The following is a 19,448-nucleotide window of genomic DNA, read 5'->3' as shown; positions in this document are numbered from 1 at the left end:
ACAGCCATGAAAACGATACAATACTTATTTTCAATATTACTTTTAGCATCAATTAATAACATAGTTGCTCAAGACTATATTCCGTATTATCCAACTGAATGGGAGTTTAGAAATCAAGTGGATTTAATTGATTTTTCACAAGTTAAAAGTTTGACAACCAAAGAAATTGCAGTTGATGAAAACGAAGAATTTCCCATTTTAGAAATTTATTTAAAGTGGAACAGTACCTATCAGTTAACTGATTATCAATATGTAAATTACAATAACAGTTATGCTGATTTTGATATCAGATTTAATTATGCTGATGCCCATTCCAGAAAATTAAAATCAATAAAAATTACAAATCCAAACACTCTAAAAACCATTGAAGAATGGCAATACACTTATGGCTCTTTTGATGTAGAAAAAATAAAAGTAACGCGTTATTTATTGAATGTAGCCCAACCCGATGTTTTTGAAGTCAAATATGAAGGAAATGATGATGATTATACCAAAGAAACCGTATTTGCTCCAGGAAATACAGAAGGTAAAAAATCTGAGTTTTGGTATAAATCGAATGCAGATGGTACAACATTACGCATAAAAAAAATATTTATAGATGATGTTTTAGACCAGACAGACAGTCTAATATTGGATAAAAACGGAAAGAAAACAGAAAAAACGATTACCAACTTTGACATTAGTAGCGTTACCAAATACCATTACAAAACCAGAAAAGTAGATGTTTTCGGTGATGAATTCGATTACCAAGATTTGGAGAAAATTGTTGTTGATGGTCAAGATAAAGAGCGTTTTGAATATACGTATGATGCTAATGGCAACTGGATAGAACGCAAAAACTACAAAATGAAAAATGGCAAATGGGAGTTTAACACCCTTACCAGAAGAACTATCGAATACCGTAACTAAAAACAAAATTCAATGAAATTAAGCGTAATTTTTTTTCTATTATCAATGGGCTTTTTTGTGAGTGCGCAAGATTACCACCATATTTCGCCACCCAAAACCTATTGGCAATCGTATGGTTTTCAAAAACAACTCGATCATGCTAAAATTGCCTATTACAAAAGTGACAGTTTGGGATACGAACCCGTAATGGCAGAAGTGTATTCGTTTAACAAAGACGGACATATTATACAAAAATACACCCGAATTTATGGAAAGTTTGCGAGCGAAACGGCTAAAAATTATGTTTATAAAAACGGTGTTTTAGATAGCATCAATACCATAGCCTCAGCAGAAAACTTCAATAGTTCTCAAAAAATGCACTACGATGCTAAAGGAAATTTAATTAAAATTACGTCTAATGGAAAATACTCAGAGTTTACCGATACGTTCACGTATGATGATGGCGGCTCAATACAAACCATGACAAGAAGAAATGCAACGGGCACTAAAGTATTTTTAGAATTTGTTCACAAATACAACTACATTAAGGAAACAACAACTGAAAAATCAGGTCGTATTATTGAAAGTTGTTATATGTATGAAGGCGATGATATATTTGCGAGTTTTACCATTTCCAAAAAACAAAGAATTACGTTTTATGACAAAATACAAAGAATGGAATATGAGTTGGAAGATATAGAAAATCCCTTTGAATATGCATTAAAATTAAGGACCTCTTACCAAAAAAACAATAAAGTCTTAGCAGAAACTTTCAAAAAAACTGCAAGTAAAATTGTGTTTGATATTCCAGCAGAAGCTCGTAATGAGCAAGGCGATTGGATTAAAAGAATTCAGTTTAACAGAAGGTTTGGCTCACAAAAACGCATGGTTTTTCAGTACCTAAAATATGCAGATGGTACCGAGAGTGGTAGCACTGAATATGACTTGATTTTTGATATGAAAGTGAAACACATTAAATAAAACTACACAAATCCTAAAAGTATGAAATACTTCAGACCTTATTATAAATTTAGATTTGCCAAAGCAAACATTTATAAACTAGCAATCACATTTTTCCTTATATTATTTACGAGCATTTCTTCCTTTGGTCAGACTAAGGAGATTCGGTATTATGATGGAAAATATACCCAAGAAACCGCATTAAAGAAATTTTACGAATTTTTAAAGGTTTACAAAGATGATAAATTACAATACAATGGAAAATTGGAAGGTAATACAATCAAGGCAAACTGGAAAAATACTTTGCTGGGAAGTGGTTATGTAGTTTCTAATGTGCAATACACCTTTTATTCTGATAGAATAGAGATTTATTTATTGTTGTCCACCTATTATAAAGATGAAACTAATGTTATAATGTTACGTCCAAAATCTGTTGATCAGCAAATTGTTAAACTTTATAAGTTTGAAGAAGATACACATATTCACGATGTTTTAGCATTTATGAATATTGATAAAAATATTACTAAAGAAACAACTTCTTCCCCCAAAACCACCACTCAAACTAAATCAACCACTTCAGAGCAAACTACCGAAACCAGATATTATAACGGACGATATGATTACACCAATGGATTGAGCAGTAAAGAAGTCGTTTTACACAAAATAAAAAGTTACATCGACATCAAAAGTAAAGCTGGAGCCTCTTTTTTAAAACTTGAAGAGAAACCCGACTTTCTTTCAGGAACTTGGACTGTTAAGTCGGCACAAGGAAATATTGTTTTAGGCTTGGATTATGAAATCGGTGACAAAAGTTTAACAATAAAACTCAAATACCTCACGGTTGGTTCACAGGCTATTTCAAAAAAACATCCAAAAGAAGAATTAAGAAATTTATACAATGTTGCAATCGAAAACTTCATTTTAGACCTTTTTAAATATTTAGAGATAAAAAATAACACCACTTCCAAGCAAACCACACCAGCCACAGGCTCAAATGCCAACAGTCAATATGTAGCAGACGCCAATTCTTTTAGTGAAGCGTTCAAAAAGGTAAATCCGAAGGGCAACAGCAACTGTACAGTCTAATGAAAGCACAACGGAATCTAAATAAAAATGATGCCCAAATTGCCACCTATTTTTATCAATTGTACCATTATCTCTACCCTAAAGATGTAAAAATGTCATTTGAATTGGTTTATTTATTACCTCTAACAGAGCTTACTGCCGCAGCTCCTATCACAAAAATTGTAAAATCTTTAATGACGAAAGAAGAGTATCAGACTTTCGCAAATCAGGCATACGACAGACTTTATAACGATAAATAACATAAAATGAAAACAATCTTAAAAACAACAGCTATCGCTATATGTACGTTTATAGCCACAGCCGTACAGGCACAGCAATTAGTAATATTTAAAGAAAACGGAAAAGCAGGCTTTAAAGACCAAAATGGAAAAGTTATCATAAAACCAAAATATGATGATTACAGAACTAAAGACGCTTCCCGAACCAAAGATGAAGAAGTGTACCGGGTTGCCATTAACGAGAAATGGGGACTAATAGACGGCAAAACAGGCAAAGAGCTAACGCCGCTGAAATACGAAAAAATAAACGCTTTTTCTGACGGATTGGCTGGTGTGCTTCTCGATTTTAAATGGGGATTTATAGATAAAAACGGTAAGGAAGTCTTTCCTTTAAAATACGATGAGCCATCTCCTTACGGTGTATATGGTCTGGGATATGATTTTTATGACGGAATAGCCGTAGTTTCCATTGGCTATAAATGCGGTGTCATAGATAAAACCGGGAAAGAGATTGTCCCTTTTAAGTATCATTCTATTGGAGAATTTAGTGATGGTTTAGCAAGCATTAGACTTGAGGATAAATTTGGTTTTGTGAATAAAAACGGAAAAGAAATTGTTCCTGCAAAATACGATGATGTACGACGATTCAAAGACGGATTTGCAAAAGTATCGTTAGCAGGAAAATGGGGTACAATAGACAAAACAGGCAAAGAAATCATTGCGGTAAAATATGACGACATTCACGATTTTAATAGAGGGCTGGCGTGTGTAGGCATTGGAGATAACTGGGGCTATATAGATACTACCGGAAAAGAAATTATTCCGTTAAAATTTGAGGAAACCTATTGGGCAGACGATAACACAATCCACGCAAGAAAACCGGACGGTACAATAGTAAAATTTGACAAAAAAGGAAACGTGTTAAAATGAATAAAAACTTAATAATAGTATTTCTTCTTTTACATTTAATTAGCATTTTTTCTTACGGACAAAAATCAAACTATTCGTCTACAACCGAATTATACGGTTATTATCAAAAAGGGCAAAATTTTAAAACAATTCACCCTAAAATTGAGGACTATGAAGCTTTAATGGCATGGAATGGCTTTATTTTCTCAAGAACAGAAAAAGTTTCGGAACAAGATTACAAATTGATTTTTTCAAAAAAATATGAAGACGGGTTCGCACTTAAAATTCAAATTCATTACCAATTCATGAAATCCTATTTTAGAATAAAAATAGAAAAAATGGAGGTTATTTTAGCTAATGGCGATGTGTTAAATTATACAGAAAATCTTTCCAATCCAACCATTAAAAATCAATACGAAAAGATGTACCAATGGTTTGTGATGGAATTAATCAAAAAAATAAATCCACTGAAAACATTTACTAAGGAAGAATTTCAGCAAGCAATAAACAACAACAATAAACCATAGAAAATGAAATGTAAAACAGTATTTTCAATCCTAATATTTTTTGCTTTTGTGGGAAGTAAAGGACAATCGTTACCTAATATCACTTATCAAGATTATGGCTTTAAAAAACAGGTGTCACAAGTAGAACAAATTTTCTACAGTATTGATGGCGATAGTATTGAAAAAGTAGAAAAAGTAATACATCGTTTTAACTCTGACGGAAATATCAGTTCTTATGAAAACCAGAGTTTTCTTGATGAAAGTTGGGCAAAATCAAAAGCAGTATATAAAAATAATCGCTTGCATCAAGAAATTTGGGAACATAGCAATCCGTATCTAAACAGAAAATATTCGTATCGTTACGACAAACAGGGAAAAATTACTGAAGAAAAAATTCGATTTAAAGATGGAAGCAAAAGCCATATCAAATTCCATTACAAGAAAAATTTACTTAATGAAATAGAGGCCGATATTGACGGTACACAATCCATTACGGAACGTCATTACAGCCAAAAAGGAAATTTATACAAAGAAATGCATCGACAAAAAGTTCCGGGCGAAGCCGATATTATAACCAACTATTTCTATCTCGAAGACCGCGAAATTATATCTTACGTAGAGCCACAAAGCTATTTTTATGCAACTGTTTACCTTAAAGATGCAATGGGAAATGAGTTTAGCGAAATAAAATTTAAGTTAATTGAAAACAGCAAAACTCAAAGCAAGCTAATGAAAGGTATTCAGCGGTTTGAAAAGGAAGCACCAACAGACAGCTTGCCATTTGGATTGAAACAATATATCGAACAGACTTTTCAGGCTTATGATAAAAACAAAGACGAACTCATTCCTTTCAACATGAAATTGTTTTTAAGAGATGAGCACAACAATATTATTACCGAAGCCGAAGTGGATGTTAAAACTAAAACAATAGTAGGAATTGGTTTTTTTAAAATTGAATATGTCGATGGAAGTACAACTGGTACAACAAACTTTCTTCATAAAAAGATACACATATTTGAAGCACTTTTACAACAATTTTTACCTTAATACAATAGGGGTATGAAAATGACACTACATAAAATTCTATGTACAGCATTTTTGCTGATTACAATTACCTTAGCTCAAAAAACCTTCGCCAATGCAGCCCAACCAGGAATATGGAATGCAGGAGGAACAGTTTATACGATGTTATATCCTGAAGATGCAAACACTTTTAAAAAAGTACAAATGCAACAAGAGCGCATTTTTATTCAGTTGTACAAAGGTTTTGCAGTTGTAAAAGGGACCTATGTTTTTAAAAATACAACGAATGAACATTTACAATTCAAAATGGGCTATCCTATTAATGGAATTTATTCTGGTGGAGAAAACGATCTAAACCAAATTATTTTAGACTCTTTAAGTCAGTTTAAAATAAAAGCTAATAACAAGTGGCTTTTGTTAGAACAAGAAAATCATCCCGAAATAAATACAAATACTCAAAATATCAATGCTTTTAGTGACAATTGGAAAGTATGGCAAATGCAGTTTGCTCCCAATGAAATCCAAAAGGTCGAAGTTTATTTCATAGTTAATACAAATGAAGCCAGAATTAGAAAAGGATATAACATTGAAAAAAGAAACGCTTTCATTTACTTATTAGAAAGTGGAAGTGTTTGGAAAAACAATATTGAAAAAGGGGAATTTTATATTCAATTAATGGATGGCTTAACACCTGAAAATGTACAAGGTATTTCTAACGGATTTGGTTTTAAATTCAATACGCAATATCAAATTTTTGTAGGACAAAAAACAAATTTCTCACCAACACCAAAAGACAATCTTATTATCAACTATTCAGAATTCAACGAAAATTTTTCCTTTGAAAATGTAATAAAACAAACCAATGAGCTGTTTGCCAAAATCGATCAAATGAGTCAATTATCATTTGAATCATTAACTTATTCCAATATTGAATTGGGCAATCCTTATGAAGTAGAAAGTACTATTGAAGGAACTTTACCTGGATTACTGACACTATTTGTGATTTTTGCACCATTCATCATTGGGTTTATTGGCATTGGAATTGCAATTTGGGTAATTGTTAAATGGATTCGATTAAAAAAGAAAATCAACTAATATGATTGCTATAGCTATTTTTTACTTAATTATAATAGGATTTCTTTTCCTAATGATACATCTAATTCAAAAATATTTTGAAGCTTATGCTAATTTAGATAATAGTGAACTTAATAAAGCCATTGAAATAAGAAATCAAATGCAATGTAAAGCCCAAAATAATATCGATATACAAAAGGAAATTAATTCTGTTATTCACAATCGCTTAACAGAATTTGAACGTAAATTTCCTTCAGGTTCAAATGAAAATGAAATTCCTTTAAAATTTATAGAGCATACTAAAAAAAGCAATTACTACTTCCTTACATCTAATCAAATGAAATAGTACTAAGAAAAATCTTGGATAATTTTAATATATTTATGCCTATTATTTTTTATTCAAAAACAGTACCTTATGAGAATTAAGCAAATTATAATGATAATTTGTGTAATATTACTTTCATTACATGCAACTGCTCAAAAACAAACTTTATCAGATAGTATAATAGAATTGGTTAATAAGAAAAATGATTACAACCAAAAAATCGATTTACTTCAAAAAAACATTAAAGAAATCTATGCAACCAAATTTGACGAAACTATTGAATTAGCAAAATTTGGATATAGCATTGCCTATAAAAAAAATGATAACATAAACAAAGGTGATTTTTTACGAACTATTGGGCTTTCATTAGCTAAAAAAGGAAAAATTGATAGTGCCTCTATATATTATTATCGTGCTTTAAAGATCTTGGAACCAACTAAAAATGTTGAAAAATTAGGCTTGCTGTACGACGATATGGCTCGTATGTATCGTAAACTTCGTCAACCCAAGCGAGCTTTAGAATTTTATGATAAAGCATTAAAACTCTATGAAGCTGAAAACAATTTAGAAGGAATCGCTCGTATTAACAACGAAAGCGGCGTTGTTTATAGAGATGATTTTCAAGATTACAAAGAAGCAAACATGCGTTTTCAAAAGTCATTACGCATTCAACAAGAAAGAAAGGATAGTGTAGGAATCGGTTATGCTCTTGAATTTTTGGGATACAATCAACTATTAATCAAAGATTACAAAAAATCAGAAAACTACTTATTAGAAGCGTTAAAAATTCGGGAAAAATTAAAAGACGATTTTGCTACGATGTTGAATTATACAGCACTTGGCGAATATTACAAAGAGACAAAACAATACAAAACTTCAAACGACTATTTTCTTAAAAGTAATGCTGTTGCCAAGAAAATCAACTTTCTTGATATTCAAAAATACAACTACGAGCAAATCACGGGCAACTATCAGGCACAAGGAAATTACGAAAAAGCATTCGAAAGTTTAAAAAATTTCAACGTCTTAAACGATAGTTTGTATACGGTACAAAAACTCAAAGATGTAGAAGAAATTGCAACCAAATACGAAACAGCTGAAAAAGAAAAAAAAATTGTTGAAAAAGAACTAGCACTTGAAATTCGTAATCAATGGATTTTCGGACTGATTGCATTAGCTATCATTATTGGTTTGTTAGGTTTTATTCTTTACAAGCAACAAGTCTTAAAAAACATAAAACAACAAAAAGACAACGAACTACTTTTAGCTTTAGAAAAAATTGAAAGTCAAAACCAGTTACAAGAACAACGTCTTACCATCTCAAGAGATTTGCATGATAATATTGGCGCACAATTATCATTTATCGTTTCGGCAATCGATACTATTAAATACTATATTTCAGACACAAACGAACCAGTAAGTAATAAATTAACTAGTATTGGAACATTTGCAAAAGAAACCATTCAAGAGCTTCGCGACACTATTTGGGCCATGAATAAACCAACAATTACCATAAATGATTTAAAAAGTCGTATTGCCAATTTCATGGAAAAAGCAAAACGATCGCATCAAAACATACAAATCTTGTTAAAATCAGACGCTAATATTGCAGATGAGCAATCCTTTTCTGGTCTACAAGGATTAAACATCTTTCGCATTATTCAAGAAGCAACTAACAACGCCGTAAAATATTCGGAAGCAACTGAGATAAAAATTAACATTAGTAAAACCAATAATCAAATTTATTTTGAAATTATCGACAATGGAAACGGGTTTGTAGAACAAGAAGTAGAACCAGGAAACGGATTACTGAATATGAGAAAACGTGCCTTAGAATTAGGTAACGAACTCATCATAAATTCTGAAAAAGGAAAAGGAACATCAATTAAATTCGAAGTTTAATCCATAATTTTGACTATCGCTTAACAACATAAAATGGCTATGAAAACAAAAATAGCTGTAATAGACGATAATAATTTTCTAATAAAAAGTGTTAGAGATAAACTTTCATTTTTTGATGAAATAACTATTTCCTTTACCGCTAATAACGGCATTGAATGTTTGGAAAAATTAGCAGATAATCGTCTAATTGATCTCATCTTAATGGATATTGAAATGCCAAAGTTAAACGGAATTGAAACTACTGCTTTAGTCAAACAAAAATACCCGCAAATAAAGATTATTGTACTCACTGTTTTTGACGATGATGAAAATATCTTTAATGCTATTCAAGCAGGAGCTGATGGCTATTTACTAAAAGATACCGAGCCAAAAGAATTATATAATGCTAATTTACAAACTAGAGAAGGAGGTGCAGTAATGACGCCGTCCATTGCACTCAAAACGCTTAATCTACTTCGTTTACCTTTAGAAACAAAAACCGAAGAAGAGGATGAAACTATTAAACTCACCAACCGTGAAATTGAAGTGTTGGAACAATTAGCAACAGGGCTTCCCTACACTTCAATAGCAGAAAACTTAATCGTTGCTCCGTCAACTATTCGAAGACACATCGAAAATATCTATCATAAATTACAAGTACACTCTAAAACCGAAGCCATTGCACTCGCTAGAAAAAAGCGATTAATTTAAATTTTATTTGTCTTTTAAATTTCACAAATAAAAAAAGTAAGAATTTTCTTTCTATTTACCGATACAATATCTTTTTTATCGTTATTTATAAGGGTTTGAAAGGGTAAAAGTGTACAAAAGGTGTTACAAATAGGTATTAAAAAGCCTAAAAATTATTATTTATTATTTCTTCAAAATCTTCTTTTATAAATTCCCAGTATTTACCTTTGAAACAAATTGGATCAAAATCATCATCTGCTTGGTCAAAAAGAGTGAAGTTTTTAATAATTAATTCTTCATTATGGTCATAAGGATATCTCTTTTCATGTAGTTCTATCATTTGACTAATAGAATAAGAATCAAGCAAATCATGTAAATCCCAAAAATCTTTTTTTCTTCCACCTCTTTGAATGACATCAACCTTCATAGCAATAATCTCTTCAATGGTAGCCATTCTTATTCCTTCTTCTTCCATACAAGGTTGGATAAAAGTATCTGTATAAAAAACATCTAGTTTAATAGTATTGTTTTCATCATCACCAATGAAATAAGATTTCCCCAATGCAGGTGGAGCATTTAACGAATTAACATGATTGAAAGTAGTTCTCAAAAAATTTTCAATTCCTTCAAAATTAATTGTACCATAATCAGCATCACTAAATAAATCAATGTCAATGGATTCTCTATGCCCAATTTGTAAACTCAAAGCAGTTCCGCCTACTAGTCTGAAATTTTCAAAAATAGGTGCATTCATTAAAGTAATGAGACTATTTTTTAGTAAATCATTTACGGTATTATAATAGAGCATTATGCTTTTTGTTTGTTTTTATAGATAGTGTAAGGTTTTCTTCTAGTATTACGAAGAGCTGTTTTAATTTTATCTTCTCCATAAAAAGCTTTTAACTCTTTTTTTTCAGCTTCATTACCTCTTTCATAAACACGTTGAATAATCGCTCTATATTGTTTGTCCCAATTAATTTTAGAAATATCAGTATCCCAAAAAAGTGATTTTCGTAAATTAGATAGGTTAGGAGTGTGAAGTACTTTCTTTTTTTCCTGAGCAATTTCGTAATAGGTTTGAAGAAAAGCTAATGAACCTTCTTCTAAACCCAGAGCAGCTTCTATTTTTAAAGCCAATGCAGTAGTGAGGCTTCTTCTTCCTTTTGTAATGGCATTAATGGTTTGTGGATGCTCTCCTATAGAAAGGGCAAAAGGACGCTGAGAAATCTCTTTTTTAGCTAATAAACGCTCTAAAATAATTCCTGGATGAATGCCTTTATATTTTTCTAATTGAAAACTCATAGTACAAATGTAAACAAATTTGTTTACATATTGCAAAAATGTTGCTATTTTTTAGAACTAAAGATAATATTTATGTAAAGTAAAAAAGCAAGAATTTTCTTTCTATTTCCCGATACAAAAATTAGCAAAAATATTACCTAAAAGCTCATCATTAGTAACTTCGCCTGTAATCTCACCAAAGTAATACAAAGCAGAGCGAATATCAATAGCCATTAAATCCGAAGAAATGCCCGCATCTAATCCCCATTTAACTTTTTGAATTTCCTCTAAAGCTTTCAATAAAGAATCATAATGACGTGTATTGGTTACAATAGTTTCATTATTACGTAAAGCGCCAGTATTTACAAACGAAAGTAAAGTGTTTTTCAAATCCTCAATACCAATATTTTGTTTAGCAGAAATAAACAGAGTAAATAGTTTTCGGTTTACTGTTGAAAGTTCAGCTTTATAATTATCAATTCGAGTATTTATTGCAGTAAATGTTTCTTCAGATAACAAATCCCTTTTATTAATAATAACAATTAAAGATTTCTGCGGATATTGATTTTGAATTTTTCCAATTTCAGTAATAAAATTATCTAATTGACTGTTAACTGTTAACTGTAAACCGTCAACCAAATATAAAACCACTTGCGCTTGTTCAATCTTCTCAAAAGTCTTTTTAATACCAATGCTTTCTACATGATCTTCTGTATCTCTAATTCCTGCCGTATCAATAAATCGGAAACCAATTCCGTTAATTACCAATTCGTCTTCAATAGTATCACGTGTAGTTCCAGCAATATCACTTACAATCGCTCGTTCTTCGTTCAATAATGCATTTAATAAAGTCGATTTTCCTACATTGGGTTCGCCTACAATCGCTACCGGAATTCCGTTTTTAATCACATTACCTACAGCAAACGAATCAATCAAACGTTTTAAAACAAACTCAATTCGGTTTAATAAATCGTGAAAAGCCGTTCTATCTGCAAATTCCACATCTTCTTCACTAAAATCGAGCTCCAACTCAATTAACGAAGCAAAATTCAACAATTCTTCACGCAATTTCGCAATTTCATTACTAAAACCGCCACGCATTTGCTGCATCGCAATTTGATGAGAAGCTTCATTATCACTCGCAATCAAATCAGCAACAGCTTCCGCTTGCGATAAATCTAATTTCCCGTTCAAAAAAGCACGCAAGGTAAATTCACCAGCCTGAGCCATTTTCGCTCCTTTACGAAGCAATAACTGAATAATTTGTTGCTGAATAAAAGTAGAACCGTGGCACGAAATTTCCACTACATTTTCACCTGTATACGAATTCGGACCTTTAAAAATAGAAACTAAAACTTGGTCAATAACTTTTCCAACTTGCCCTGAGCCTGTCGAAGGGTCAACAATATGTCCTAAGTGAATGGTATGCGTTTTTTGTTTACTTAAATCTTTCCCAGAAACCGATTGAAATACTTGCGAAGCAATAGTAATAGCGTCTTTACCCGAAAGACGAATAACAGCAATGGCACCAGCACCTGAAGGCGTAGCTAAAGCAACAATAGTTTCTTGTGGAATCATATGATTTATTTTATTCGATTGCAAAGATACAAAAGTTATACTTTGGGCGTGCCCTCATTTTATTCGGTCAGGCTGTCCACTTTATCTTTTTGTTTGTCATTGCGAGTCGGAACGACGTGGCAATCTTAAAACAAACAAAAAGGATACCGTTTCCATCCTTCACGCAGTTGAAATTTAGAATCTAACAATCAACCATAAACCATCAACCACAAACCATCAACCACAAACCATAAAATAATAAAAAGAAATTACAAATAAAAAACCGTAATCACTTTACAGTTCTTACGGTTTTTAGGTTAAGGGTTGGTTATAGTTCTTAAGTAAACAGTAGTCAGTTTTTAGTTAACAGTAATTCTGAAAACTGTAAACTGCGACTGTAAACTGCGACTGTAAACTATTAATTAGTTACTTAACATTACTGGCATTACAAGCATTGTAACTGTTTCTCCTTCGTCAAGACCATCAACTGGTGTTAAAATTCCAGCACGATTTGGCATAGACATTTCTAATTGTATTTCGTCACTTGTTAAGTTGCTCAACATTTCAGTTAAGAAACGAGAGTTAAAGCCAATTTGAATATCGTCTCCTTGATAATCACAAGTTAAACGCTCATCTGCTTTGTTAGAGTAATCAATATCTTCTGCAGAAATATTTAATTCAGTTCCAGCTATTTTTAAACGTATTTGGTGCGTTGTTTTATTAGCGAAAATAGCTACACGACGAACAGAACTTAAAAATTGTGTTCTGTTAATCAATAATTTATTAGGATTCTCTTTTGGAATAACTGCTTCATAATTAGGATATTTTCCATCAATTAAACGGCAAGTTAATACATAGTTTTCAAAAGAAAATGTTGCATTAGAATCGTTGTATTCAATTTTAACTTCAGCATCAGAAGCTCCTAAAATTCCTTTTAAAATGTTTAAAGGTTTTTTAGGCATAATAAAATCTGCCACTTGAGATGCTTTAACATCAGCACGTGCATATTTTACTAATTTGTGCGCATCAGTTGCAACAAAAATTAAACCTTCTGGAGAAAATTGAAAAAACACACCACTCATTACCGGACGTAAATCGTCGTTTCCAGCAGCAAAAATAGTTTTGCTAATTGCAGTTGCTAAAACATCTGCAGGAACTAGAGTAGAAGAAGGTTCGTCTAAGACTACAGCTTTTGGAAATTCTTCTCCAACAGCATAAGCAATAGCATATTTACCAGAATTTGAACTAATTTCGATAGTGTTATTATCTTCTACCGTAAAAGTTAAAGGTTGCTCTGGAAAAGTTTTTAAAATATCTAATAATAATTTAGCAGGAACAGCAACACTACCTTGGCTTGTAGAATCGATTTCTAAAGTAGCCGACATAGTGGTTTCTAAATCTGAAGCAGAAACTACTAAATTTGAATTATCTAATTCAAATAAAAAGTTATCTAAAATAGGTAAAGTATTACTACTGTTAATAACACTACCTAAAACTTGTAATTGTTTTAATAAGTACGAACTTGATACAATAAATTTCATTTGTTCTTCTTTCTATGTTTTTTTATTGGTCAAACGAAAGCAAAGCATTTCATTATCACTATAATTTAAAATCTTTAATGATTTTGAAATACAAATATATCTTAAATCTATCCAAAATCAAAAAGTTATTTATTAACATCTATTTGCTGTAAATACGTTTTCTTAAGTAGGTAAATACGATTCCGAAAACTAATAAAAGAGCTATTGGTAATCCGATAGTTAGCATTTGAGCCCAACTGTAATTTTGATAAACCTTTTCTTTATCTAAAAGTGGCAGCTCTACATCTTTATTACGAATGTTAATAAGTCCGGTATCATCAAGCAGATAATTTACGCAATTCATTAAAAATTCTTTATTTCCATAGAGATTATTGGTCCATTTATCGAAACCTAATTCTAGCGGAACACCTTTTTCTAATTGATTTTTAATTACATCACCATCCGAAATAACAATCATTTTATTTTCAACACCTTCTGCTTTAAAATCTTTTTCTGTAAAAGGCAACACGCGGTTTGTATACATTGATTTAAACTTACCTTCAAGTAATACACCCACTGGTAAAAGTCCTTTGCCTGTGTAATCTTCTGGTTTGGTTTCTTCGTTAACCATTTCTAACGAAATTGCAGCAGGTAAGCCTATTGTTCTAGAGTATTGAGAAGTAGAAAGTAAGACTGTTTTATTAATTTTGTTATTTAAAAGTTCAATTGGCGAAGCAAATTCAAACTTTATACCTTCCATGTTTTTAACTAATGGATGATTTGAAGTAGAATAAATATAAGGTGAAAACTTCCAAATATATTGTTCGTATTGAGTTTCACTTCCTTGTCTGCCAGAAGCCAATTTTATTGGAGTTCCTTGTTCGTCTTTAATTAACAAAGGATTTAAACGGAAGCCGTAACTAAAAAACATATCGGTAAGATTAAGCTCTCTAGGTAATGCAACAGTTTGTCCATATTCGTTATTTAGGTCTTCAAAATCGACTAAAGCGTTATCTACTAGCCACAAAGTTTTTCCTCCGTTAATGATGTATTGATCTAAAACTTGCTTTTCTTCCTCACTAAAAGCTTCTGTTGGTTTAGCAATAATAGCTAAATCATATTTTTTTAAGGCTTCTAGAGTTTCATTTGGTTGTTGTTTCCCAACTGAATCTAATGTAAATGGACCTATATAATAACTTTCTTTTACAGTTTGTAGGAAATCTGCTAGATAACGATCTTCTAACTCACCATTTCCTTTAATAACAGCAATTTTCTTTTGTTTCTCTTTCGTAATTTTAGATAAAGCTTCCGCAAATGCAAATTCTAAATGCTGAACAGAACTAATTACTTTTTGTTCAGTAGAAGCTCCCATTAAATTTTTTAGTAAAGCTACTTTGGTTTCTTTTTCTCCGTAACTCGCAATTGCCCAAGGAAAAACTACTTCTTGCGATTGTTTTCCTTTATCATCAACAGTAATACTTAAAGGTTGCATCCCTTTTTCATAAAACTGTTTCATTATTTCTACTCGCTCTTCTTCCTTTTCTATAGGATTAATAAATTCAAAATTTACATTAGAATTATATGCGGCAAATTCTTCTAAGAGTTGCTTGGTTTCATCCTGTAATTTTCTAAACTCTCCAGGGAAATTTCCTTCTAAATAAACTTTAATTACTAACGGACTTTCTACACTTTTAATAATATTTAGTGTAGTAGGTGAAAGCGTATAACGTTTATCTTGAGTTAAATCGAAACGTTTAAATATATATTGACTACCATAGTTAATTGCGATTAAAACTACAATAGTAAAAAGCAGTTGTTTTAAAGCTGTTTTTTTCATTAACCTTTAGTAGTTTTAAGTTGAAATACAGTTAGAGATAAAAAGGTAATTGTTACACTTACAAAGTAAATAATATCGCGAGTATCGAGTACGCCACGACTCATACTCTTAAAGTGATAATCCATACCTATTTTTGATACAATTGAATTATTTTGTTTTAATGCCGTTGCAACACCTTCAAAGCCGTAGTAAATAATAAAACAAATTAGTACAGCTACAATAAATGCAACTATTTGATTATCAGATAAAGTTGAAGTAAAAACACCAATAGAGCAATAAGCGGCTACTAAAAATAATAAACCAAAATAGGAACCCATCGTACTTCCAAGATCAATATTACCAGTTGGGTTTCCAAAATATGAAATAACCCAAACATAAACTAAAGTTGGTAATAAGGCAATTACAATTAATATAAAAGCTCCAAAGAATTTTCCGTTAACCATTTCCCATATAGAAAGTGGTTTAGTAAATAGTAATTCTAAAGTACCTTGCTTTTTTTCATCTGAAAAACTGCGCATGGTTACAGCAGGAATTAAGAATAATAAAATCCACGGGGAAATTTTAAAAAACGGACTTAAATCAGCAAAACCTGAATTTAAAATATTATATTCTCCTTCGAAGACCCATAAAAATAAACCATTTAATAAGAGGAAAATTCCTATTACTAAATAGCCAATGGTTGAACCAAAGAAAGATTTTATTTCACGTAGCAATAATGCTTTCATATAAATTAAAGTAAATTTTGGATAAAAGTATTGTATTTTTTTAAAAAGTTAAAATATACAATTAAAATAGATTTGTTAAAGTATTGCTAGTCTATCAACACTCCAAGCTTCTGGTTTATCGCTAAAAAGCGTTTTAGTATAGGTCCAAACCTCACCAAATAATTCAGATTTTCTATATATCTCTAAATGTTCTTCTGTTTCCCAGAAACTGTAAGTAAAAAATATACGCGAATCGTTTTTGTCTTGATATAATTCTAAGTGTTGATTACCTTCAAAACCTCTAATTTTTTCTTTTACTTCATTAAAATTTTTAAGAAATGCGTCAATTTTATCTTCTTGAAAACGCATTTTTACTATTCTTATAAACATAATTTATTCTGTAAATGTTATACTTACTACATCTCTGTATTTTAACCCAAATAGCGTTGTGGCTGAACCTACTGTATTGCTATTACTTTTATAAATAGCAATTTCTAAAAGACCGTTTTCATTAAAAATTACCAATCCTTTTCCTTCGTTCAATTTTAATGCTTCTGCATCTTGCGAAATGAAATCACCATAATAACGATGAATTCGGTCAAATGTTTTATTAGAAAATTGAACAACAGGTTTTCTTCCTTTTGCCATATCTTCTACCATTTTTTTGGAAATATTGGTTACACAGTTTCCAAAATCATCAATGTAAATAATATTTCCTCTTATAGTTGTATTACTTATTGTTTGCGGCGTTAATTCTTGAGTGAATTTAATCGTGTCAATTTCTTTTCCTATAACATTTAGTAATCCACCTCTAGCAATATGACAAGCAACTGTAACAAAAACATCCATATCGGTTGCATTACCCTTTAATCTATCATGAATATTTATAGCTACAATTTTTTGGGCTATTTTCTTTTGTAATAAGGAAGATAAAATGCCATTATCTGCACAAATAAAATAATGATCATCCCATTGCATAGCAATATGTTGCGTGTTATTAACACGTTCGCTATCTACTGAAATAATGTGAATACTTCCTTTTGGAAAACTATTATAAGCAGCCGAAATACAATAACTAGCTTCTGTAGTATTAAACTTATCAATATCGTGGGAAATATCAATAATTGTAGCCTCTTTAAATTCAGAAATAATTTTACCTTTTGTTGCGCCTACAAAATAATCTTTGTGTCCAAAATCTGTAGTTAAGGTAATTATTGACATAATTTTGTTTATAACTTAATTTAAATCGAAAGCTTGTTTTTGCTAAATTTGAATACAAACCTACATAATTTTAATTCATGCTCAAAGCATAAGAATACTGAAGGTTGAATTTTCTTTCTATTAATTTAAAAACTACTGCGTTTGAACGAGAGAATTATAGAATTAACAGACATTACTCCTAAAGATTTTTGGGGAGCCCAAGATGTTCATTTAGAAGAAATTAAAAAGTATTATCCAAAACTAAAAATAGTGGCTAGAGGAGCGACTTTAAAAGCTTATGGAGAAGAAGAAATTCTGGATGAATTTGAAACAAAATTCCGACGTTTAATGTTTCATTTTTCGAGATATAATAGTATCGATGAAAATGTAATTTTGAGAGTTCTTGAAAGCGATGCTCAAAATGCAACAGAACACATGCACGATAGAGATAAAATTTTAGTGCATGGTGTAGGAGGTAAACTTATTAAAGCAATGACGCTGAATCAACAAAAATTAGTTGATACAGTAATTAAAAACGACATGGTTTTTGCCATTGGTCCTGCAGGTACTGGTAAAACTTATACTGGTGTTGCAATGGCCGTAAAAGCTTTAAAGGAGAAACAAGTTAAAAGAATTATATTAACTAGGCCAGCAGTAGAGGCTGGTGAAAATTTAGGTTTTCTACCGGGTGATATGAAGGAAAAATTAGATCCTTATATGCAACCCTTATATGATGCACTTCGTGATATGATTCCTCCTGAAAAATTAGAAGATTATATTTTAAAAGGAATAATTCAAATTGCGCCATTAGCATTTATGAGAGGACGAACTCTAGATAATGCCTTTGTAATTCTAGATGAAGCGCAAAACACAACCCACAGTCAAATGAAAATGTTTTTGACGCGCATGGGTAGAAATGCAAAATTTATGATTACTGGTGACCCTGGACAGGTAGATTTGCCAAGAAGAACTATTTCAGGGCTAAAAGAAGCTATTTTAATATTAAAAGATGTTGAGGGTGTTGGTATAATTTACCTTGATGATAAAGATATTGTTCGTCATAAATTAGTTAAGAAAATTATTGATGCTTACAAGAGTATAGAAAATCACGATTAATTTAAATTCTGTAAAACTTATAATAAATTTTATAAAACTATTCTTATGATTCTTTAAGAACTTTGTCATGTAAACAAATAAAAAGAATCTTATGAAAAAGTTATTTTTAATTTTAGGTATTAGTGTTATTGGTTTTAACACAGTTAACGCACAAGAAGAAGTAAATGTAGAAATTACTCCAGATAATTCATGGCTAAAGGCTGGATTAACAGCAGGAGTTCCTGTAGGAGATGCAAGTGATTTTGCAAGTTTTAATGTTGGAGCTGATGTTCGTGCTCAACATCTATTTACTCCAAATTGGGGAGTAGGAGTTGCATCAGGATATAATCATTATTTTGGAAAAGATGGTGTAGATGATTTTGGAATGATTCCTTTAGCAGGATTTGTAAGATATTATTTCACACCAAGTGGATTGTTCTTTGGCTCTGATTTAGGTTATGGTTTCTTAACAAATGTTGACAATAATGAAGGCGGATTATATGTAAATCCTCAAATTGGTTACCATAATAGAGATTGGAATATTTATGGTTATTACCAAAATACTTTCACAGAGAATGATCTTAATCTACAAAGTGTTGGTGTAGGTGTAACCTATAATATTAGATTTAAATAAAATTTATAAATGCATATAAAAAAGGAGAAAGTAATTTCTCCTTTTTTATTTTTAATATTG

The 19,448-nt window shown here is 31.0% G+C and carries 21 protein-coding genes; 13 read left to right on the top strand and 8 right to left on the bottom strand.

Translation table 11 applies throughout. From position 1 onward, the window contains the following. Window positions 1-6 precede the first annotated feature (6 nt). The 11 genes from GCU34_RS04660 to GCU34_RS04610 all read left to right on the top strand — a co-directional run bounded on the left by GCU34_RS04660 (window position 7) and on the right by GCU34_RS04610 (window position 9,581). Window positions 7-909, top strand: coding sequence for a hypothetical protein (locus GCU34_RS04660; RefSeq protein WP_072783650.1), 903 nt, complete (start codon window positions 7-9; stop codon window positions 907-909). 12 nt (window positions 910-921) lie between these two features. Next, a complete protein-coding gene (locus GCU34_RS04655) occupies window positions 922-1,869 on the top strand; it encodes a hypothetical protein (RefSeq protein WP_143146207.1) in 948 nt (315 codons plus the stop codon). A 21-nt stretch (window positions 1,870-1,890) separates the two neighbouring features. Continuing rightward, a complete protein-coding gene (locus GCU34_RS04650; RefSeq protein ID WP_152378356.1) occupies window positions 1,891-2,934 on the top strand; it encodes a hypothetical protein in 1,044 nt (347 codons plus the stop codon). After that, on the top strand, window positions 2,934-3,173 hold the full coding sequence (locus GCU34_RS04645; protein ID WP_152378355.1) for a hypothetical protein: 240 nt from the start codon (window positions 2,934-2,936) through the stop codon (window positions 3,171-3,173). Before GCU34_RS04650 ends, GCU34_RS04645 begins: the two co-directional genes overlap by 1 nt. A 6-nt stretch (window positions 3,174-3,179) precedes the next feature. Continuing rightward, window positions 3,180-4,082, top strand: a complete 903-nt coding sequence (locus GCU34_RS04640) for a WG repeat-containing protein (protein ID WP_072783655.1) — start codon at window positions 3,180-3,182, stop codon at window positions 4,080-4,082. After that, window positions 4,079-4,588 (top strand): hypothetical protein, encoded by a 510-nt coding sequence (locus GCU34_RS04635; RefSeq protein WP_072783657.1) that lies wholly within the window; start codon window positions 4,079-4,081, stop codon window positions 4,586-4,588. The genes GCU34_RS04640 and GCU34_RS04635 overlap by 4 nt, the downstream gene beginning before the upstream one ends. 3 nt (window positions 4,589-4,591) lie before the next feature. Beyond that, complete coding sequence (locus GCU34_RS04630) at window positions 4,592-5,614, top strand: hypothetical protein (protein ID WP_143146208.1); 1,023 nt, start codon at window positions 4,592-4,594, stop codon at window positions 5,612-5,614. A gap of 18 nt (window positions 5,615-5,632) precedes the next feature. Beyond that, on the top strand, window positions 5,633-6,685 hold the full coding sequence (locus GCU34_RS04625; RefSeq protein ID WP_072783660.1) for a hypothetical protein: 1,053 nt from the start codon (window positions 5,633-5,635) through the stop codon (window positions 6,683-6,685). 1 nt (window position 6,686) lies between these two features. Beyond that, a complete protein-coding gene (locus GCU34_RS04620; RefSeq protein ID WP_072783662.1) occupies window positions 6,687-7,010 on the top strand; it encodes a hypothetical protein in 324 nt (107 codons plus the stop codon). A 69-nt stretch (window positions 7,011-7,079) separates the two neighbouring features. Continuing rightward, a complete protein-coding gene (locus tag GCU34_RS04615; protein WP_072783664.1) occupies window positions 7,080-8,891 on the top strand; it encodes a sensor histidine kinase in 1,812 nt (603 codons plus the stop codon). A 39-nt stretch (window positions 8,892-8,930) separates the two neighbouring features. Further along, entirely contained in the window at window positions 8,931-9,581 is a 651-nt protein-coding gene (locus GCU34_RS04610) for a response regulator (RefSeq protein WP_072784142.1), read from the top strand. Window positions 9,582-9,726: 145 nt separating this feature from the next. Here GCU34_RS04610 and GCU34_RS04605 read toward each other — a convergent pair whose 3' ends face one another. From GCU34_RS04605 to GCU34_RS04570, 8 genes are all read right to left on the bottom strand, one after another. Further along, window positions 9,727-10,368 carry a nucleotidyl transferase AbiEii/AbiGii toxin family protein gene (locus GCU34_RS04605; RefSeq protein WP_072783668.1) on the bottom strand — a complete coding sequence of 214 codons (642 nt, stop codon included), beginning with the start codon at window positions 10,366-10,368 and terminating at the stop codon, window positions 9,727-9,729. After that, window positions 10,368-10,862, bottom strand: a complete 495-nt coding sequence (locus GCU34_RS04600) for a helix-turn-helix transcriptional regulator (RefSeq protein ID WP_072783670.1) — start codon at window positions 10,860-10,862, stop codon at window positions 10,368-10,370. The genes GCU34_RS04605 and GCU34_RS04600 overlap by 1 nt, the downstream gene beginning before the upstream one ends. 102 nt (window positions 10,863-10,964) lie before the next feature. Next, window positions 10,965-12,419 (bottom strand): tRNA uridine-5-carboxymethylaminomethyl(34) synthesis GTPase MnmE, encoded by a 1,455-nt coding sequence (gene mnmE / locus GCU34_RS04595; protein WP_072783671.1) that lies wholly within the window; start codon window positions 12,417-12,419, stop codon window positions 10,965-10,967. A 401-nt stretch (window positions 12,420-12,820) separates the two neighbouring features. Next, window positions 12,821-13,939, bottom strand: a complete 1,119-nt coding sequence (gene dnaN, locus GCU34_RS04590; RefSeq protein ID WP_072783673.1) for a DNA polymerase III subunit beta — start codon at window positions 13,937-13,939, stop codon at window positions 12,821-12,823. Between the two features lie 139 nt (window positions 13,940-14,078). Further along, window positions 14,079-15,755: a gliding motility-associated ABC transporter substrate-binding protein GldG gene (gldG, locus tag GCU34_RS04585; protein ID WP_072783674.1), complete on the bottom strand. Its 1,677-nt coding sequence runs from the start codon at window positions 15,753-15,755 to the stop codon at window positions 14,079-14,081. Then, window positions 15,755-16,480, bottom strand: coding sequence for a gliding motility-associated ABC transporter permease subunit GldF (gldF, locus tag GCU34_RS04580; RefSeq protein WP_072783676.1), 726 nt, complete (start codon window positions 16,478-16,480; stop codon window positions 15,755-15,757). The genes gldG and gldF overlap by 1 nt, the downstream gene beginning before the upstream one ends. A gap of 75 nt (window positions 16,481-16,555) precedes the next feature. Next, window positions 16,556-16,849: a putative quinol monooxygenase gene (locus tag GCU34_RS04575; RefSeq protein ID WP_072783678.1), complete on the bottom strand. Its 294-nt coding sequence runs from the start codon at window positions 16,847-16,849 to the stop codon at window positions 16,556-16,558. A 3-nt stretch (window positions 16,850-16,852) separates the two neighbouring features. Next, the gene (locus tag GCU34_RS04570; RefSeq protein WP_072783680.1) at window positions 16,853-17,680 is read right to left on the bottom strand and encodes an SAM hydrolase/SAM-dependent halogenase family protein; all 828 of its coding nucleotides are present in this window, start codon (window positions 17,678-17,680) and stop codon (window positions 16,853-16,855) included. Window positions 17,681-17,821: 141 nt separating this feature from the next. Between GCU34_RS04570 and GCU34_RS04565 the strand changes: the two genes are divergently transcribed. Beyond that, window positions 17,822-18,775, top strand: coding sequence for a PhoH family protein (locus GCU34_RS04565; protein WP_072783682.1), 954 nt, complete (start codon window positions 17,822-17,824; stop codon window positions 18,773-18,775). Window positions 18,776-18,866: 91 nt separating this feature from the next. Further along, the gene (locus GCU34_RS04560) at window positions 18,867-19,388 is read left to right on the top strand and encodes a hypothetical protein (RefSeq protein WP_072783683.1); all 522 of its coding nucleotides are present in this window, start codon (window positions 18,867-18,869) and stop codon (window positions 19,386-19,388) included. Window positions 19,389-19,448: the final 60 nt, after the last annotated feature.

Source organism: Flavobacterium haoranii (assembly GCF_009363055.1).
GTDB classification, from domain to species: domain Bacteria; phylum Bacteroidota; class Bacteroidia; order Flavobacteriales; family Flavobacteriaceae; genus Flavobacterium; species Flavobacterium haoranii.
This window is presented reverse-complemented; position numbering and strand designations above follow the sequence as displayed.

Excerpts from the sequence above, each read along its gene's own strand:
- GCU34_RS04645 (WP_152378355.1), top strand. The coding sequence starts at position 2,934 with ATGAAAGCACAACGGAATCTAAATAAAAATGATGCCCAAATTGCCACC.
- GCU34_RS04605 (WP_072783668.1), bottom strand. The coding sequence starts at position 10,368 with ATGCTCTATTATAATACCGTAAATGATTTACTAAAAAATAGTCTCATT.
- GCU34_RS04610 (WP_072784142.1), top strand. The coding sequence starts at position 8,931 with ATGAAAACAAAAATAGCTGTAATAGACGATAATAATTTTCTAATAAAA.
- GCU34_RS04640 (WP_072783655.1), top strand. The coding sequence starts at position 3,180 with ATGAAAACAATCTTAAAAACAACAGCTATCGCTATATGTACGTTTATA.
- GCU34_RS04630 (WP_143146208.1), top strand. The coding sequence starts at position 4,592 with ATGAAATGTAAAACAGTATTTTCAATCCTAATATTTTTTGCTTTTGTG.
- GCU34_RS04660 (WP_072783650.1), top strand. The coding sequence starts at position 7 with ATGAAAACGATACAATACTTATTTTCAATATTACTTTTAGCATCAATT.
- GCU34_RS04620 (WP_072783662.1), top strand. The coding sequence starts at position 6,687 with ATGATTGCTATAGCTATTTTTTACTTAATTATAATAGGATTTCTTTTC.
- dnaN (WP_072783673.1), bottom strand. The coding sequence starts at position 13,939 with ATGAAATTTATTGTATCAAGTTCGTACTTATTAAAACAATTACAAGTT.
- mnmE (WP_072783671.1), bottom strand. The coding sequence starts at position 12,419 with ATGATTCCACAAGAAACTATTGTTGCTTTAGCTACGCCTTCAGGTGCT.
- GCU34_RS04650 (WP_152378356.1), top strand. The coding sequence starts at position 1,891 with ATGAAATACTTCAGACCTTATTATAAATTTAGATTTGCCAAAGCAAAC.
- GCU34_RS04575 (WP_072783678.1), bottom strand. The coding sequence starts at position 16,849 with ATGTTTATAAGAATAGTAAAAATGCGTTTTCAAGAAGATAAAATTGAC.
- GCU34_RS04655 (WP_143146207.1), top strand. The coding sequence starts at position 922 with ATGAAATTAAGCGTAATTTTTTTTCTATTATCAATGGGCTTTTTTGTG.
- GCU34_RS04635 (WP_072783657.1), top strand. The coding sequence starts at position 4,079 with ATGAATAAAAACTTAATAATAGTATTTCTTCTTTTACATTTAATTAGC.
- gldF (WP_072783676.1), bottom strand. The coding sequence starts at position 16,480 with ATGAAAGCATTATTGCTACGTGAAATAAAATCTTTCTTTGGTTCAACC.
- GCU34_RS04625 (WP_072783660.1), top strand. The coding sequence starts at position 5,633 with ATGACACTACATAAAATTCTATGTACAGCATTTTTGCTGATTACAATT.
- GCU34_RS04560 (WP_072783683.1), top strand. The coding sequence starts at position 18,867 with ATGAAAAAGTTATTTTTAATTTTAGGTATTAGTGTTATTGGTTTTAAC.
- GCU34_RS04570 (WP_072783680.1), bottom strand. The coding sequence starts at position 17,680 with ATGTCAATAATTACCTTAACTACAGATTTTGGACACAAAGATTATTTT.
- gldG (WP_072783674.1), bottom strand. The coding sequence starts at position 15,755 with ATGAAAAAAACAGCTTTAAAACAACTGCTTTTTACTATTGTAGTTTTA.
- GCU34_RS04615 (WP_072783664.1), top strand. The coding sequence starts at position 7,080 with ATGAGAATTAAGCAAATTATAATGATAATTTGTGTAATATTACTTTCA.
- GCU34_RS04600 (WP_072783670.1), bottom strand. The coding sequence starts at position 10,862 with ATGAGTTTTCAATTAGAAAAATATAAAGGCATTCATCCAGGAATTATT.